The following is a 15,320-nucleotide window of genomic DNA, read 5'->3' on the forward strand; positions in this document are numbered from 1 at the left end:
GTTTTCCGAGCCGTGAATCACGCAGAGCAGCGAAAATCAATGCATCCTGACCCTAGAATCGTGGCGCTGACCGTCGCGCTTGGAATGGCACCCGCTCTCCATGCGGAAGAAACCCCGCTGACCACTCAGCAGATCCAAGAGCTGTTGGTCGGACAGACGGTCGAAGGCATTCATTTCGGCACCCATACGCGCCAGTATTTCGCCGAGTCTGGTTTGACCTTGTGGATCAAGAAAGGCGACGCCGTCCCGTCCGAAGCGCGCTACAAGATTGAGGATGACCAATATTGCTCCAGCTGGGTCGGGCTGTGGGCAACGCCGGAATGGGGATGTTTTTCGATCGCTCACGACGTCGAACAGGGGCTCTACTACTACATCGCCGACGGCTTTCGCGCGCCGTTTGTGATCGCGGACGGGTTCTCGCTTTCGTTCGACTGAAAGAGGCCAGCCCGGGATACAGGCTGGCTGTTTGCAATGGCGCTTCAGCCCTGCAGTGCATGATTGCCGAAATACAAGAACTCGCCGTTCATCCCCTGTACTTCGCCCGCCTCCAGGCTCAGCGAAGCGCTATCCAGCATCTGATAGCTTTGCTGGCTTTTCACCCATTCATCCGCCGCCTGCAGCGTGGTCAGCGTATAGGATGTGGTCTCGTTCAGGTAATGGGTCGGGATGATCACCTTGGGCTGCAGCTTTGCCACGATGTCGTTGCCCATCTCATAGCTCAGAATGTGCTGCGAGCCGTCGACCGGCAGGGTCAGCACGTCTACCTGACCGATGGCATCCCAGAACTCCTGCGGCGGATTGTGCCGGTTGTCGCCCCAGATCAAGGTGCGGATGCCGCCCGTCTCGACCAGATAGACCACCATGTCCATGTGGCCCACATTGTCCGGCGGACAGGCATTGACGCCGAACTCGGCCAGCGCGTCGGTCCAACTGTACCAACCCGGTGCCACGCAGGCGTGCTTGTCGGCGAACCCGGTGATCTTGAGATCGGCGAACTCGAAATTCCCAACCATCCGGTCCAGCACCATGGTCGAGCTTGGCCGCTCGATGGCGTCATGATCGAAATGGGCATGGGTCGACATGGTGATATCCACCGGGATCTGCGGGAACTCGTTCTTGAACCACAGCCCCCACGCGCCCGAAGGATCGTCGCGCCACGGGTCGAACAGCACGGTGGCACCACCGGGCGAGGTGATCTTGATTGCGCAATGGCCGTAAAAGTCGATGCCGACGACCCCGGTGCTGGCCTGCCCGGTCGAGCCCTGCAGATCGATCACATGGTTGTTGTTGCCCGGCTGTTTCCAGGCCTGCGACTGCGCCTGCGCCGGTTGGGCCCCAACCAGCGCCGACCCTGCCCCGACCCCGGCGGCGCCCGCCGCCATGAAGAAGGACCGGCGCGACAGCCCCGGTGCCAGATCATCCTGTCCGCCCTTGAGCAGCGTGGGTTTGAGATCCTTTCGATCCATTGTTCTTGCCTCCCTGTTCGTGTGAGTGAGCAGCCCCAAAGGGCCGTCGCAAACAGGCTAGCAAGGGCGAAACCCCTTGCTCAGACCGAAAAAATCGGGGGGAAATAGGGGGGTGATCCCCATATTCAACGTTCACGAAATCGCGAGCAGATGGCTGCGCAGGTTCTGCCCGCGCCCGCCCAGACCCAGCTTGCGCCGGATATTGTTGCGATGGAAGTCAATGGTCGAGGTCTCGCGCGACAGTGCCCGCGCAATGTCCTTGGTGGTCTTGCCGGACATCACCATCTGGGCAATCTCGATCTCGGTCGGCGTCATCACCGAGAACGCATCCGACAGCTTGTCGGACATGGTGGACGTGATCTCGCGCAGGTTCCGCTGCGCCAGATCCAGATAGGTGCGCTGCGGCTCGGCCTGCCCCAGGTGATCGCCCAGCTTGTCGAGATAGGGCAGCACCATGCCCCGCACCTGCGCCAGAACCTCGGCATCGCGATGCTTGCGGTCATCCTCGACACTGCTCAACAGCACCCGCAGGGCGGTGTTGGCCTCGCGCAATTCCCGCGTGCGCCCGTCCACGCGGGCCTCCAGATGCGCCAGCGTCTCGTTCAGCTTCCGCTCTAACTCACGACGCAGGTAAACCTCTTGCAGCAAAGCCAAATCCGCCTCGACCAGCCGCGCGAACTGGGCCAGCCCCTCGCGGAACAAAAGCGCCCGCCGGTTGCGCTGGCGGTCCAGCACGCAGATGGTGCCAAAGATCGAACCATCGGGCCATTTGAGCGGCAGACCGATGTAAAAGGACATGCCGTGCTCCATGTCCTCATTGTCGCGCCAGTCCGGATCGCAGGAGGCATCCTCGACCACCAGTTCCCCATCGCGCTGAAACACTCCCTGACAATAGAGCTTGGGGTGCAGGCGGAACGCCATCCCCTGCGGATAGGGATTGTCGGGGTGGTCCGAGGTCACGAGCACCGCATGATCCGGTGCCTCGGTCTTCATGATCAGGCTGGCCGGGACATCCGCAAGCTGGGCAACCAGATCCACCAGCCGCTGCCAGTTGGCGAGCGTTTCGCTTGGAATGTCGGGCCTGTCGGAAGTCATCACGGGCACTCACCTGCGGCTTTGGGGCAGGTAAAAGTGTAGGAGGCCACCGAACCACCGATCAAGCACGGCCCACGCTGCCGCGCAGCGTCGTATCAGCTGCCCCAGATCTTCTTGACGTAATTCTTGGTCTCGGCATAGGGCGGCACGCCGCCGTATTTCTGCACCGCCTCGGGGCCCGCATTATAGGCCGCCAGCGCCAGACGCCAGGATTTGAACTTGCGGTACTGGCGCGCCAGATAGCGCGCGCCGCCATCGAGGTTCTGATACGGGTCCTTCGGGTTCACCCCCAATGCTCGCGCCGTTCCCGGCATCAGCTGCGCCAGCCCCAGTGCCCCCTTGTGCGACTTGGCGTGCGGGTTCCAGCCCGATTCCTGCTGCACCAGGCGCAGAAACAGCTCTTCGGGCACATTGTGGCGCCGTGCGGCATCCCGCGCCATCTGCAGGTACTGGCCGCGATACTTGCCCGCATAGCGCTTGTCGAACGTGCCATTGGCCGAGGGCGGCCTGAGCCGTTTGGAATCCCGATACTGGCTGGCGCCACGGGTATCGAGGAACTTGGCCTGATTGCGGAAGATGTCGCGACGGTTCTTGGTTCCGAACATGTCGGCATATGCCGGCGCTGCCGTCAGGATCAAAGAAACAACTGTAAACCCGCTAAAAAACCTGCGCATTCTTATAACCTGGTCGTTGAACCTCCGGCGGGAGTATAGGGTTTTTCGCCCAGATGGGAAGCATCGCGGGTCCGGGCAGGTCAAATCTGTGACAGTCTGTGTCGTCGTGAACGATGTTTTAACCATGGCGCAGCCTAAATCAGGCCGGTACTGTCACGTGGACGGATCGTTCAGATTCGGGACATCGAGACAATAATTACGGGGAACTTCATGGCTGGCTCAGTCAACAAAGTCATTCTGGTCGGAAATCTGGGCCGCGATCCCGAGGTGCGGTCGTTCCAGAACGGCGGCAAGGTGTGCAACCTGCGCATCGCCACATCCGAGACCTGGAAAGACCGCAATACCGGCGAACGCCGCGAACGGACCGAGTGGCACTCGGTCGCGATCTTCTCGGAACCGCTGGCGCGGATCGCCGAGCAATACCTGCGCAAGGGGTCGAAGGTCTATCTCGAAGGCCAGCTGGAAACCCGCAAATGGCAGGATCAGTCCGGCCAGGACCGCTATTCGACCGAGGTGGTGCTGCGCCCCTATCGCGGAGAGCTGACGCTGCTCGACAGCCGTGGCGAAGGCGGCGGCGGCGGATATGGCGGTGGCCAGGGTGGCAGCTACGGTGGCGGCTATGACAGCGGCCCGCAGGGCGATCCCTATGGCGCGCCGTCCGGTTCTCCGGCTCCGGCCTCGGGCGGGATCGACGACGACGAGATCCCGTTCTGATCTGACCGGAGGGATATCATGACATGGTCCTTCTCACTCGGCCGCCTGTTAGGGTCGGAACTGAGGGTCCATGTCACCTTTTTCCTGCTGCTCGCCTGGGTCGGTTTTGCGGCCTATTCCGACGGCGGAATGCCTGCGGCCATCGAGAACGTCGTCTTTGTTCTGGCGCTCTTTGCCTGCGTGGTCGCGCATGAGTTCGGCCATGCCCTGATGGCGCGGCGCTATGGCATCCTGACCCCCGACATCACCCTATTGCCCATCGGCGGGCTGGCCCGGCTGGAGCGGATGCCGGAAAAACCGCTGCAAGAGGTGATGGTGGCGTTGGCGGGTCCGGCGGTGAACGTGGTGATCTGGGCCGCATTGATGATCATCGGCGCCGGAATGCCGCTCGAGGCGCTGGCGCGGATCGACTCCACCGATCTCGACTTTCTCAGCCGTCTGGCGCTGGTCAATCTGTTCCTGGCGGTGTTCAACATGATCCCGGCCTTTCCGATGGATGGCGGGCGCGTGTTCCGCGCCCTGCTCTGCCTGACCATGGATCGGGTGACCGCCACCCGCACCGCCGCCTTTGCCGGGCAGTTCGTGGCGTTTCTGCTAGGCTTTGCAGGCCTGAGCTCGGGCAATCCGGTGCTGGTGCTGATCGCGCTCTTCGTGTTCATCGCCGCCAATGCGGAAAGTCAGGATGTCGCCATGCGCGCCGTCGCCCGCCGCCTGCTGGCCCGCGACGCGATGATCACCAGTTTCGAGGCGCTGTCGCCGCAGGACAGCCTGAACACGGCAGCGCAGGCGGTCATCCACACCACACAGCACGAATTTCCGGTCCTTGACGGCACAGGCGCGCTGCTGGGTTTTGTCACCCGCGCGCGGCTGTTTGCAGCGCTGGCGGGGGATCATCCGCTCTCGGACCCGGCCACCTCGGTCATGGATAAGGACATCCCGCAGGTGCGGCTGACCACCGGTCTGGAAACCGTGTTGGACGCGCTGCACAAAGGCGCCCCCGCGGTGGCCGTCTGTGCCGAAAGCGGGCAGATGCTGGGCTATATCACCCGCGAAAATGTCGGCGAGCTGATGGTGATCCGGGGCCGCTGAGTTCGACGTGCCGAAGCAGGCATCAACAAAGTCAACAAGTTGCCAGCGCATCCTCAAGCACGGACAGCACCGCCTCGCGCGGCACGTCCGAGGTCACGAAAGCCTGCCCGATCCCGCGCGCGAGGATGAACCGGAGCTGGCCATCAACCACCTTCTTGTCCTGCGCCATCAGATCGACCAGCGCTTCGGCGCCCGGCAGATCGCCCGGAATATCGGCCAGATCGGTCTTCATCCCCATCGCCTGCAGGTGCGCGCGCACGCGGCTCGGGTCCTCCTGCGAACACAGGCCCAGACGCGCCGACAGCTCAAAGGCCAGCGCGCAGCCTATGGCCACGCCCTCGCCATGCAGCAGCCGGTCGGAATAGCCCGTTGCGGCCTCCAGCGCATGGCAGAACGTGTGCCCCAGGTTCAAAAGCGCCCGGTCCCCCTGCTCGGTCTCGTCCCGTGCCACGATATCGGCCTTCATCTGCACCGAGCGCGTCACCGCTTGCACCCGGGCCTCCATGTCTCCGGCAGCCAGCACCGGACCTTGTCTTTCGAGCCAGTCAAAGAGCCGGGCATCGCCCAGCAGCCCGTATTTCACCACCTCACCGTAACCGGCCAAGAAGTCGCGCGCGGTCAGTGTGCCCAGAACAGCAGTATCGGCCAGCACCAGCGAGGGTTGATGAAACGCACCGATCAGGTTCTTGCCCTGCGGCGCATTGATGCCGGTCTTGCCGCCCACGGAACTGTCCACCTGCGCCAGCAGCGAGGTCGGGATCTGCACAAACCGCACTCCGCGCCGCAACACAGCGGCCGCAAAACCGGCCAGATCGCCAATCACGCCGCCGCCAAAGGCCACCACCACATCGCGCCGCTCGACCTTTTCGGCGAGCAGCCACTCGACCGCACGCTCGAGTTGCGGCCAGCCCTTGGTGGCCTCACCCGCAGGCAGTGCCAGCGACACCATCTCGATGCCCGCGCGGCCCAGCCCGTCGCGCAAACCATCCAGATGCAAGCCCGCCACCGTCTCGTCTGTCAGCACCGCTACCCGGGGCCGCTTGAGCAACGGCGCAATCCGTGTGCCCGCCTCGGCCAGCAAATCCGGGCCGATCTCGACATCGTAAGAGCGCGCGCCCAGTTCGACATGTACGGTCTGATGCATCTATTTCCGTTCCAACACGTCCGGACGGGTCAGCAGCGCGGCCACCACCCGGTCCACCATCGTTTCGATCGAGGTTTCGCCATCGGACTCGGCGATCAGATCGGCCTCGGCATAGACCGGCACCCGCGCCTCATACAGCGCGCGCAACGTCGCATGCGGGTTCGCGGTGCGCAGCAGCGGCCGCGTGTCCTTGTGCCGGACCCGGTTCCACAGCACCTCGAGATCGGCGCGCAGCCACAGCGAGGCGCCCTGTTTCGAGATCATCCGACGGTTCTCGGGCGACAGGAACGCGCCACCACCGGTCGACAGAATGCCGCGCTTCTCGCTCAGCAGCCGCCCGATCACCTGGCTTTCCTTCTGTCGAAAAAACGGCTCGCCATCGCGCTCAAAGATCTCGGGGATGGTCATGTTGGCCGCCGATTCGATCTCGGCATCGCTATCGAGAAACGGCACCCCCAGCCGCGCGGCCAGCGCCCGACCCACGGCGGTCTTGCCCGCGCCCATCATGCCCACCATGACCACCGTTTTATGCAGCACATAGTCCTGCGCTGTGGCGGCGACGGGTGCGTTATGCTTAATTTCGCTCATTTCACCGTGAATGACGTGATCTTGGGAAAATTGCCAGTTATAACTTGGCCAAAAGAGTAAAATGGGGCAGCGTAAAATGATGGGCCGTCTGATCAAATTCCTGATTTACGTCTTATGTCTGTGTTTCATAGGGCTGGTTGGCTACGCCTATGTCGGGCCGTTTTTCGGGGCGGATTTTTCGGCGCCCAAGAATGAAGTCCGTCAACCGGTGACGTTGGATGTGGACTAGAACGGCGCTGATCGCGCTGTGTTTGACCACTCCGGCCTTGGCGCAAGACCCCCTCTCTGCCATCGACTGGCTGACCGAGCCTCCCGAGAACCTGCCGGGCACGGTACTGCTCGAGCCGCCGGTGACCGAGACCGGTCTGCGCCCCGAGATTGAGGTGACACCGCTTGAGGAACTCAAGCCTCCCCTGGGGCTCGTTTCCACCAGCGTGACCGGCCTGCCGGTGGATCTGTGGCGCGGCAGCGATCCGGCGCGGATTTCCGAGTTGATCGCGGATGTGCCGGTGCGCGAAAACCCGGCGATGCAGCGGCTGCTCTTCACCCTGCTTCTCTCCGAATCCCGCCCCCCAACCGGCCCCCGCGCGGATGAGGCACTGCTGCTGGCCCGGCTCGACCGGTTGATGCAGTTGGGCGCCACCGACCCGGCGCAGGCGCTGGTGCAACTGGCGGGGCCGACCGACAGCACAGACCGCTTCCGCCGCTGGTTCGACGCCACCCTGTTGACCGGGGACGAGGACCGGAGCTGCTCGGCGCTCACCGCCCAGCCATACCTGTCGCGCAACTATTCAGCGCAGATCTTCTGCAAGGCCCGGCGCGGCGACTGGGAATCGGCGGCCCTGACGCTCGAGGCCGCGCATGCGCTGGAACTGCTGCCGCGCGACCAACTGGCGCTGCTCGATCGCTTCCTCAGCCCCGGTCTGTTCGAGGACGCACCGCCGCTACCGCTGCCGGCCCATCCCGACCCGCTGACCTTCCGCCTGTTCGAGACGATTGGCGAGCGCCTGCCCACCGCCTCACTGCCGCGCGCCTTTGCCACTGCCGATCTGCGCGATGTGGCCGGGTGGAAGGCGCAGCTCGAGGCCGCCGAGCGTCTGACCCGCATCGGGGCACTGACGCCGAACCATTTGCTGGGGCTTTACACCGAACGGCAACCTGCCGCATCGGGAGGCATCTGGGACCGTGTCGCCGCCATGCAGCGCTTCGAAACGGCACTGTCCACCGGCAATCCGGCGGCCATTTCGAAGGCACTGCCCGCGGTCTGGGCCGCGATGCAAAATGCAGGCCTCGAAGTCCCATTTGCCGAATTGTTCGCCGACAAGCTCGCCGGACAGGACCTGCCCGACCCGGCGGCAGCGGACCTGCTGTGGCGCATCCGCCTGCTCTCAAGCTACTACGAGGATGCCGCGCAGACACCGCCGAACGGCTCCGGCGAGGCCGGATATCTGGCGGCACTGGCGCAGGGCGAGCCCGCCCGCACCCCTGCCCCGTCGCATATGGCCGAGGCGATCTCGGACGGCTTCGCCGAGACCCCGCCGATGCCCGAGGACGTGCGGACCTTGCTGGCCGACGGGCGTCTGGGTGAGGCTATTCTGGAATCCATGCAACTTTTCGCCAGCGGCGCGCGCGGCAATCACGGAGATCTGACCGGCGCGTTGGCAGTGTTCCGACAGATCGGACTTGAAGACACCGCCCGACGCGCCGCGCTGCAGTTGATGATCCTGGACAAGGCCTGAACGATGGGTGGCCCCGGCACACAGGAACAATGGATTTCGACCTTTCTCGAGGCGCAGGCGGCTGAGCTGGGCGCAGCCAACAACACGCTGCTGGCCTATGGCCGCGACCTCAAGGATTTCGCGAACTGGCTGACGCGCAAAGGCTCGGGCTTTGGCGAGGCCGACCGCGATCTGGTCGAGGCCTATCTGATCGACTGCGATGCGCAGGGGCTGGCCCGCTCGACACGCGCCCGCAGGCTATCGGCGATCAAGCAGATCTACCGTTTCGCCTTCGAGGAAGGCTGGCGCGAGTCCAATCCGGCGATCCAGATCAAGGGGCCGGGGCGCGACAAGCGCCTGCCCAAGACGCTGGATGTCATCGAAGTGGACCGCCTGCTGGAGGCAGCCCGCGTCACCGGGCGGTCGCAGGCAGATCGGCTGCGCAACACCTGCCTGATGGAACTGCTTTATGCCACCGGCATGCGGGTGAGCGAACTGGTCTCGCTGCCGGTGTCTGCCGCACGAGGCGATCCGCGGATGCTGCTGATCCTCGGCAAAGGCGACAAGGAGCGCATGGTGCCGCTGTCGCCGCCTGCCCGTGAAGCTCTGGCGGTCTGGCTGACCACCCGCGACGAGGCCGAAGACCAGGCCACGGCCAAAGGCGCGCAACCCTCGAAATTCCTGTTCCCCTCGCGCGGCAAATCCGGGCACCTGACCCGTCACCGGTTTTATCTGCTGATCAAGGAACTGGCGGTTCAGGGTGGCGTATCGCCCAACAAGGTGACGCCTCACACGCTGCGCCACGCTTTTGCCACCCACTTGCTGGCCAATGGTGCCGATCTGCGCTCGATCCAGACGCTCTTGGGCCATGCGGATGTGGCCACGACCGAGATCTACACCCATGTGCTGGACGAACGGCTGGCCGAACTGGTGCTGGCACACCATCCGCTGGCCAAGGACAAGGACTGAATCCGGGGCTAACCCCTTGATCGGGCACAGCCGCGCCCCCATAACGGAGGCAACACCAAGGATAACCAAGGACCGATGGACCCGACCTCTACCGCAATCGACAGCGCCTTCTGGATCACAGCGGGCGCAATTCTGTTTCTGCTTGTTCTTTCGGGATTTTTCTCGGGCTCGGAAACCGCGCTGACCGCCTCGTCCCGGGGAAAGCTCAGGGCGCAGGCCGACAAGGGGTCGCGCGGGGCGCAAAAGGCGCTGGACATCACCGACGACAATGAACGGCTGATCGGCTCGGTCCTGCTGGGCAACAACCTGGTCAACATCCTCGCCGCGTCGCTGGCCACGGCGCTGTTCACCCGGCTTTTCGGCGAAAGCGGCGTGGCGCTGGCGACGCTGGTGATGACCCTGCTGGTGCTGATCTTTGCCGAGGTCCTGCCCAAGACCTACGCCATCACCAATGCCGAAAAGGCCGCCGCCGCCGTGGCCCCGGTCATCGGCCTGATCGTCACCCTGTTCTCTCCGATCGTCGCCGCCGTCCGCCTGCTGGTACGCGGCGTGCTGAGCCTATTCGGCGTGCGCATCGACCCGGACAGCCACATTCTGGCCGTGCGCGAAGAGATTGCGGGCGCCATCCAGCTTGGCCATTCCGAAGGCGTGGTCGAGAAAGAAGACCGTGACCGCATCCTCGGCGCACTTGATCTGGGCGACCGGACGGTGGATGAGATCATGCTGCACCGCTCGAAGATCGAGATGATCGACGCCAATGAGGACCCCGAGGCGATCCTGCAGCAATGCCTGCAAAGCTCGCACACCCGCCTGCCGGTCTTTCGCGACGAACAGGAAAACATCATCGGTGTGGTCCACGCCAAGGATCTGTTCCGCTCCATGTATGCCGAGGTCGGCGGCGCCGAGGGCGATGCCGACCGGCTGAAACAGTTCGACGTGGCCAAGGTCGCGAACCCTCCATACTTCGTGCCCGACACCACCACGCTGGACGACCAGATGCGGGAGTTCCTGCGCATGCGCGGCCATTTCGCGCTGGTGGTGGACGAATACGGCTCGCTGCAGGGGCTAATCACGCTCGAGGACATTCTGGAAGAGATCGTGGGCGAGATCGCCGACGAGTTCGACCTGCCCGATGAGGTGCCGGTGACCCGCACCGAGGACGGCCAGTTCCTGGTCGAGGGCGCAATGACGATCCGCGACCTCAACCGCACCATGGATTGGACCCTGCCGGATGAAGAGGCCAACACGGTGGCCGGATTGGTGATCCACGAGGCGCAGATGATCCCGACCGTCGGTCAGGTCTTTGCCTTCCACGGTTTCCGGTTTGAGGTCACCGCGCGCGAAGGCAACCGGGTCACTGCACTGAAGATCCGACCGCTGTAACTCCGGGATCTGCCGGGCCTGACAGGGCATAGCCTGCAAAGACCCGGGTTCCCGCAGCCATCGTCAAAACCTCGTCATGACAGAAAACCGCACGCGTTCTGGCGGATCCGGCTCATCAATGATTCCTATGTCTTTTTTCATATGAGTAGACCAATGCTGTAACCGGAGACGCCCGTGGGCTCGCTTGTCGACCTTGCCACATCTTCGGCGGATTCGATTGAAGATCAACGCAATTTTCTGTAAAACCTTGACCATCCTGACGATGCTCCTTGACTGGATCTGCAATCAAGTCTGGCGTTCCGGGGTCATGAATTCCAATTGAACTCCAGGCACAGGCATAAAGAGAGCTTATCAATGTCGCGATCCCCTCTTCCTCCTCTGGCCTCTGTGAGAGTCTTCGAAGAGGCGGCGCGCTGCAAAAACTTCACCCTGGCCGCGTCGAAACTGGGGATGACACAGGCCGCCGTCAGCTATCAGATCAAAGTGCTGGAAGAACGGGTCGGCGCACCGCTCTTCCTGAGGCAGGCACGCGGGGTCGAACTGTCGCCCGTCGGATCGAAATTCGCGGCCCGCGTGTCAGAGGCGCTTGATGTCTTGAGCGATGCGTTTTCAGAAGCAAAGGGGCTTTCGCAGGAGACACTCGCGGTCAGCGTGATCCCGACCTTCGGCACCAATTTCCTGGCCCAGCGGCTTGGTACGTTTCAGTTGCAGAACCCCAAGATCGCCGTTCGTGTCGAACTCAGCGAACACTTGTCCGACCTCGCCTCGGACGGGTTTGACGTCGCCGTTCGCGGCGGCCACGGACCTTGGCCGGGACTGATCAGCCACCTTTTGATGCCGGTTCGGTTCACGCCCATGCTCAGCCCCGAACTTTTGGACAGTATCGGCAGTATCCGGGAGCCTGCGGACCTTCTGAAACTACCTATCCTGTCGGATGCGGACCCTTGGTGGAAACTCTGGTTTACAGCGGCCGGGCTGGATGACGGCGACTTTCCCGACCGGCCCCGGCAACAGGTCGGCCCACAGGTTCTTGAAGCCAACGCCGCAATCGCCGGACAGGGCGTTGCGATGCTGACGCCCGCTTTCTTCCAAAACGAACTCAGCCGTGGCCAGCTCGTTCAGCCCTTCGACCTCGTCTGCGATGATGGCAGCGGTTACTGGCTTGTCTTTCCTGAAACCCACCGAAACTCATTGAAAACAAAACGGTTCAGGACTTGGATCGAAGGCGAAGTGGCCGCGCTCGATACATGAGTGAACCATCTGTCTTGGACCGACGGCAGAGGACGCAACCAATGCGGCAACTCACTCCCCAAGCGGCACAAAACGACACATTCTGTCGTAAACCATCTTGCAGACACCCATGCGCCGCGCAAACTTCCCCGCATGGCATACAAGGAGTGATCTGTTGAAAACCACCACGCGTGTGGCCGTCATTGGCGGCGGTGTTGTCGGCTGTTCCGTGCTTTACCATCTGACCAAGCTCGGTTGGTCCGATGTGATGCTGCTGGAACGCTCCGAACTGACGTCCGGATCCACCTGGCACGCCGCCGGCGGGTTTCACACGCTCAACGGCGACACCAACATGGCGGCGCTTCAGGGGTATACGATCCGGCTCTACAAGGAATTGGAAGAGCTGACCGGCATGTCCTGTGGTCTGCACCATGTGGGCGGGGTGACGCTGGCCGACAATCAGGACCGGTTCGACATGCTGCTGGCCGAACGCGCCAAGCACCGGTTCATGGGGCTGGAAACCGAAATCGTCGGCCCCGATGAGATCAGGAAGATCGCCCCGATCACCAACACCGACGGCATCCTCGGCGCGCTCTACGATCCGCTCGACGGTCATCTCGACCCATCCGGCACCACCCACGCCTATGCCAAGGCCGCGCGCATGGGCGGCGCCAGCATCGAGACCCACTGCATGGTGCGTGAGACCAACCAGCGTGCGGACGGCACCTGGGACGTGGTCACAGACAAGGGCACCATCCATGCCGAGCATGTGGTCAACGCGGGCGGTCTCTGGGCGCGCGAGGTTGGCGCGATGGCAGGCATCTACTTCCCCCTGCACCCGATGGAGCATCAGTATCTGGTCACCGACAACATCCCCCAGATCGAGGCGATCATCGACGCGGGCGGCGAACATCCGCATGTGATGGACCCGGCGGGCGAAAGCTATCTGCGGCAAGAGGGGCGCGGGCTGTGCATCGGCTTTTACGAACAGCCCTGCAAGCCCTGGGCGGTGGATGGCACGCCCTGGGGGTTCGGGCACGAACTGCTGCCCGATGACTATGACAAGATCACCGACTCGATCGAGTTCGCCTATCGCCGCTTTCCGGTGCTGGCCGAAGCGGGTGTGAAATCGGTGATCCACGGCCCCTTCACCTTTGCGCCGGACGGCAACCCTCTGGTCGGCCCGGTCCCCGGCGTGCGCAACTACTGGTCGGCCTGCGGCGTCATGGCCGGGTTCTCACAGGGCGGAGGTGTCGGCCTGACACTGGCGCAGTGGATGATCGAGGGCGAGCCCGAGCGCGACGTGATGGCCATGGATGTTGCCCGCTTCGGCGACTGGATCAGCCCCGGCTACACGCGGCCCAAGGTGATCGAGAACTACCAGAAACGCTTCTCGGTCGCTTACCCGAACGAGGAACTGCCCGCCGCGCGACCCAACCGCACCACGCCCATGTATGACGTCTTCTCCGACATGGGCGCAGTCTGGGGCCAGCAATACGGGCTGGAGGTGGTGAATTACTTCGCACAAGAGGGCGAGCCGGGATTTGAGACCCCGTCCTTCCGCCGCTCGGACGCGTTCGAGGCCACGGGCCGCGAAGTGCACCGAGTGCGCGAGGGCGTGGGCATCAACGAGGTCCACAATTTCGGCAAATACCTGATCAAAGGTGCAGGCGCGCGGGCGTGGCTGGACCGGATCATGGCGGGCCGCATTCCACAGCCGGGGCGCCTTAGCCTCACTCCGATGCTGTCGCCCAAGGGCAAGCTGATCGGCGATTTCACCGTCTCCTGCCTGAGCGAGGACGAGTTCCAGCTCACCGCCTCCTACGGCAGTCAGGCCTTCCACATGCGTTGGTTCCTGCAACATGCAGAGAGCGGCGTAAGTATCGAAAATATCAGCGACAAGCGGAACGGGTTCCAGATCGCGGGCCCCAAGGCGCGCGAAGTGCTTGCCGCCTGTACCCGAACTGACATCAGCGACATACGTTTCATGGATGTACGCGGGATGACCATCGGCATGACCGACTGCATCGTGCAGCGCGTCAGCTACACCGGCGATCTGGGGTACGAGATCTATTGTGATCCAATGGCCCAGCGACAGCTCTGGTGGACGCTGTGGCAGGCGGGCCAGCCCCACGGCATGGTCCCCTTCGGCATGCGCGCGATGATGAGCCTGCGACTGGACAAGTTCTTTGGCTCGTGGATGGCCGAGTTCTCGCCGGATTACACCGCCGCCGAGACCGGGCTGGACCGGTTCATTTCCTTCAAGAAGAACGCCGATTTCATCGGCCGCGCCGCAGCGGAAGCCGAGCGCGAAGCAGGCACCGCCCGCAAGTTGGTGGCTTTCGAGGTCGATGCCGACGACGCGGATGTGAACGCCTATGAACCGATCTGGCTGGACGGCGAAGTGGTCGGTTTCTGCACTTCGGGCGGCTATTCGCATCACGCGCAAAAGTCGATTGCGCAGGGGTTCCTTCCGACGGACCGCGTGGCGGATGGGCTGGAGGTGGAAATCGAAATCCTCGGCCGGATGCGCAAGGCCCGGGTGATCTCGACCCCGCTTTTCGACGCGGATGGGGCGCGGATGCGCGGGTGACAAGCTCGGCCTGCCGGGCCAAGGTGGCGGGATGAGCGAGATACCCATCATCCTGCTGGCCGCCGGCCAGTCCAGCCGTATGGGCGGCACCGACAAGCTGATGCAGGAGGTGGACGGCATGCCCCTCCTGTGCCGCGCCGCCGGGATTGCACGTCAGGTCGGGCCGGTCTTCGTCGCACTGCCCCCACAGCCGCATCCCCGCTACGGTGCGTTGTCCGGTTTGGATGTGGAGATCATAGAAGTCCCGGATGCCGCCGAAGGCATGAATGCCAGCCTGCGCCGCGCCATTGCGGCGCTTCCTGAACAGACGCCCGCCGCGATGATCCTGCTGGCCGACCTGCCCGATCTAACGGAAGAGGACCTGCGGACCACGCTTCAGGCGGTCAGCAAGTTCCCGGCTTGCAAAATCTGGCGCGGCGCCACCGAGGATGGCAAGCCGGGCCACCCGGTGATCTTCCATCGCTCTCTGTTTCCCGAACTGAAAACGTTGACCGGCGACACCGGCGCGCATTCTGTCACCAGACGACATCCTGAAAACGTGCATCTGGTGCCGCTACCGGGCCAGCGCGCCCGGCTGGATTTGGACACACCGGCAGACTGGCAAGACTGGCGCAACAGGAAAAAGGCCCACGAATAGAACCGGCTGCACCGGATGAC

The 15,320-nt window shown here is 63.4% G+C and carries 15 protein-coding genes; 10 read left to right on the forward strand and 5 right to left on the reverse strand.

Annotated features, from left to right (window positions below; genetic code table 11):
* A partial coding sequence (locus GOX53_RS04960) for a hypothetical protein (protein ID WP_217351674.1) occupies positions 1 to 435 on the forward strand: 435 nt, incomplete at its 5' end.
* A gap of 44 nt (positions 436 to 479) precedes the next feature.
* Here GOX53_RS04960 and GOX53_RS04965 read toward each other — a convergent pair.
* From GOX53_RS04965 to GOX53_RS04975, 3 genes are all read right to left on the reverse strand, one after another.
* Positions 480 to 1,466 (reverse strand): MBL fold metallo-hydrolase, encoded by a 987-nt coding sequence (locus GOX53_RS04965; protein WP_171174044.1) that lies wholly within the window; start codon positions 1,464 to 1,466, stop codon positions 480 to 482.
* Between the two features lie 132 nt (positions 1,467 to 1,598).
* Positions 1,599 to 2,561, reverse strand: coding sequence for a LuxR C-terminal-related transcriptional regulator (locus GOX53_RS04970; RefSeq protein ID WP_171174046.1), 963 nt, complete (start codon positions 2,559 to 2,561; stop codon positions 1,599 to 1,601).
* 95 nt (positions 2,562 to 2,656) lie between these two features.
* Positions 2,657 to 3,235 carry a lytic transglycosylase domain-containing protein gene (locus GOX53_RS04975; RefSeq protein ID WP_171174048.1) on the reverse strand — a complete coding sequence of 193 codons (579 nt, stop codon included), beginning with the start codon at positions 3,233 to 3,235 and terminating at the stop codon, positions 2,657 to 2,659.
* 210 nt (positions 3,236 to 3,445) lie between these two features.
* Between GOX53_RS04975 and ssb the strand changes: the two genes are divergently transcribed.
* A complete protein-coding gene (gene ssb, locus GOX53_RS04980) occupies positions 3,446 to 3,949 on the forward strand; it encodes a single-stranded DNA-binding protein (protein WP_171174049.1) in 504 nt (167 codons plus the stop codon).
* A gap of 18 nt (positions 3,950 to 3,967) precedes the next feature.
* On the forward strand, positions 3,968 to 5,038 hold the full coding sequence (locus tag GOX53_RS04985) for a site-2 protease family protein (RefSeq protein WP_171174051.1): 1,071 nt from the start codon (positions 3,968 to 3,970) through the stop codon (positions 5,036 to 5,038).
* A 31-nt stretch (positions 5,039 to 5,069) separates the two neighbouring features.
* Here the strand turns inward: GOX53_RS04985 and aroB are convergent, their stop codons facing one another.
* Both aroB and GOX53_RS04995 read right to left on the reverse strand, forming a co-directional pair.
* Positions 5,070 to 6,182, reverse strand: coding sequence for a 3-dehydroquinate synthase (gene aroB / locus GOX53_RS04990; RefSeq protein WP_171174054.1), 1,113 nt, complete (start codon positions 6,180 to 6,182; stop codon positions 5,070 to 5,072).
* Entirely contained in the window at positions 6,183 to 6,770 is a 588-nt protein-coding gene (locus GOX53_RS04995; protein ID WP_171174056.1) for a shikimate kinase, read from the reverse strand.
* A 61-nt stretch (positions 6,771 to 6,831) separates the two neighbouring features.
* On the opposite strand from GOX53_RS04995, the gene GOX53_RS05000 reads away from it, so the two are divergent.
* From GOX53_RS05000 to GOX53_RS05030, 7 genes are all read left to right on the forward strand, one after another.
* Positions 6,832 to 6,999, forward strand: a complete 168-nt coding sequence (locus tag GOX53_RS05000) for a hypothetical protein (protein WP_171174040.1) — start codon at positions 6,832 to 6,834, stop codon at positions 6,997 to 6,999.
* Positions 6,989 to 8,509, forward strand: coding sequence for a hypothetical protein (locus tag GOX53_RS05005; protein WP_171174058.1), 1,521 nt, complete (start codon positions 6,989 to 6,991; stop codon positions 8,507 to 8,509). The genes GOX53_RS05000 and GOX53_RS05005 overlap by 11 nt, the downstream gene beginning before the upstream one ends.
* 3 nt (positions 8,510 to 8,512) lie before the next feature.
* Positions 8,513 to 9,457 carry a tyrosine recombinase gene (locus GOX53_RS05010; RefSeq protein ID WP_171174060.1) on the forward strand — a complete coding sequence of 315 codons (945 nt, stop codon included), beginning with the start codon at positions 8,513 to 8,515 and terminating at the stop codon, positions 9,455 to 9,457.
* A gap of 75 nt (positions 9,458 to 9,532) precedes the next feature.
* Positions 9,533 to 10,840, forward strand: a complete 1,308-nt coding sequence (locus GOX53_RS05015; protein WP_171174063.1) for an HlyC/CorC family transporter — start codon at positions 9,533 to 9,535, stop codon at positions 10,838 to 10,840.
* A 354-nt stretch (positions 10,841 to 11,194) separates the two neighbouring features.
* Positions 11,195 to 12,091, forward strand: coding sequence for a LysR substrate-binding domain-containing protein (locus GOX53_RS05020; protein WP_171174065.1), 897 nt, complete (start codon positions 11,195 to 11,197; stop codon positions 12,089 to 12,091).
* Between the two features lie 154 nt (positions 12,092 to 12,245).
* Complete coding sequence (locus GOX53_RS05025) at positions 12,246 to 14,663, forward strand: FAD-dependent oxidoreductase (RefSeq protein ID WP_171174067.1); 2,418 nt, start codon at positions 12,246 to 12,248, stop codon at positions 14,661 to 14,663.
* A gap of 31 nt (positions 14,664 to 14,694) precedes the next feature.
* Positions 14,695 to 15,300: an NTP transferase domain-containing protein gene (locus GOX53_RS05030; protein WP_171174069.1), complete on the forward strand. Its 606-nt coding sequence runs from the start codon at positions 14,695 to 14,697 to the stop codon at positions 15,298 to 15,300.
* Positions 15,301 to 15,320 lie beyond the last annotated feature (20 nt).

Origin of the sequence: Ruegeria sp. HKCCD8929 (assembly GCF_013031405.1) — a bacterium.
GTDB lineage: Bacteria > Pseudomonadota > Alphaproteobacteria > Rhodobacterales > Rhodobacteraceae > Ruegeria.

What these genes read in the sequence shown, in the direction of transcription:
- GOX53_RS04965 (WP_171174044.1), bottom strand. Translation starts at nt 1,466, where the DNA reads ATGGATCGAAAGGATCTCAAACCCACGCTGCTCAAGGGCGGACAGGAT.
- GOX53_RS04970 (WP_171174046.1), bottom strand. Translation starts at nt 2,561, where the DNA reads ATGACTTCCGACAGGCCCGACATTCCAAGCGAAACGCTCGCCAACTGG.
- GOX53_RS04975 (WP_171174048.1), bottom strand. Translation starts at nt 3,235, where the DNA reads ATGCGCAGGTTTTTTAGCGGGTTTACAGTTGTTTCTTTGATCCTGACG.
- ssb (WP_171174049.1), top strand. Translation starts at nt 3,446, where the DNA reads ATGGCTGGCTCAGTCAACAAAGTCATTCTGGTCGGAAATCTGGGCCGC.
- GOX53_RS04985 (WP_171174051.1), top strand. Translation starts at nt 3,968, where the DNA reads ATGACATGGTCCTTCTCACTCGGCCGCCTGTTAGGGTCGGAACTGAGG.
- aroB (WP_171174054.1), bottom strand. Translation starts at nt 6,182, where the DNA reads ATGCATCAGACCGTACATGTCGAACTGGGCGCGCGCTCTTACGATGTC.
- GOX53_RS04995 (WP_171174056.1), bottom strand. Translation starts at nt 6,770, where the DNA reads ATGAGCGAAATTAAGCATAACGCACCCGTCGCCGCCACAGCGCAGGAC.
- GOX53_RS05000 (WP_171174040.1), top strand. Translation starts at nt 6,832, where the DNA reads ATGGGGCAGCGTAAAATGATGGGCCGTCTGATCAAATTCCTGATTTAC.
- GOX53_RS05005 (WP_171174058.1), top strand. Translation starts at nt 6,989, where the DNA reads ATGTGGACTAGAACGGCGCTGATCGCGCTGTGTTTGACCACTCCGGCC.
- GOX53_RS05010 (WP_171174060.1), top strand. Translation starts at nt 8,513, where the DNA reads ATGGGTGGCCCCGGCACACAGGAACAATGGATTTCGACCTTTCTCGAG.
- GOX53_RS05015 (WP_171174063.1), top strand. Translation starts at nt 9,533, where the DNA reads ATGGACCCGACCTCTACCGCAATCGACAGCGCCTTCTGGATCACAGCG.
- GOX53_RS05020 (WP_171174065.1), top strand. Translation starts at nt 11,195, where the DNA reads ATGTCGCGATCCCCTCTTCCTCCTCTGGCCTCTGTGAGAGTCTTCGAA.
- GOX53_RS05030 (WP_171174069.1), top strand. Translation starts at nt 14,695, where the DNA reads ATGAGCGAGATACCCATCATCCTGCTGGCCGCCGGCCAGTCCAGCCGT.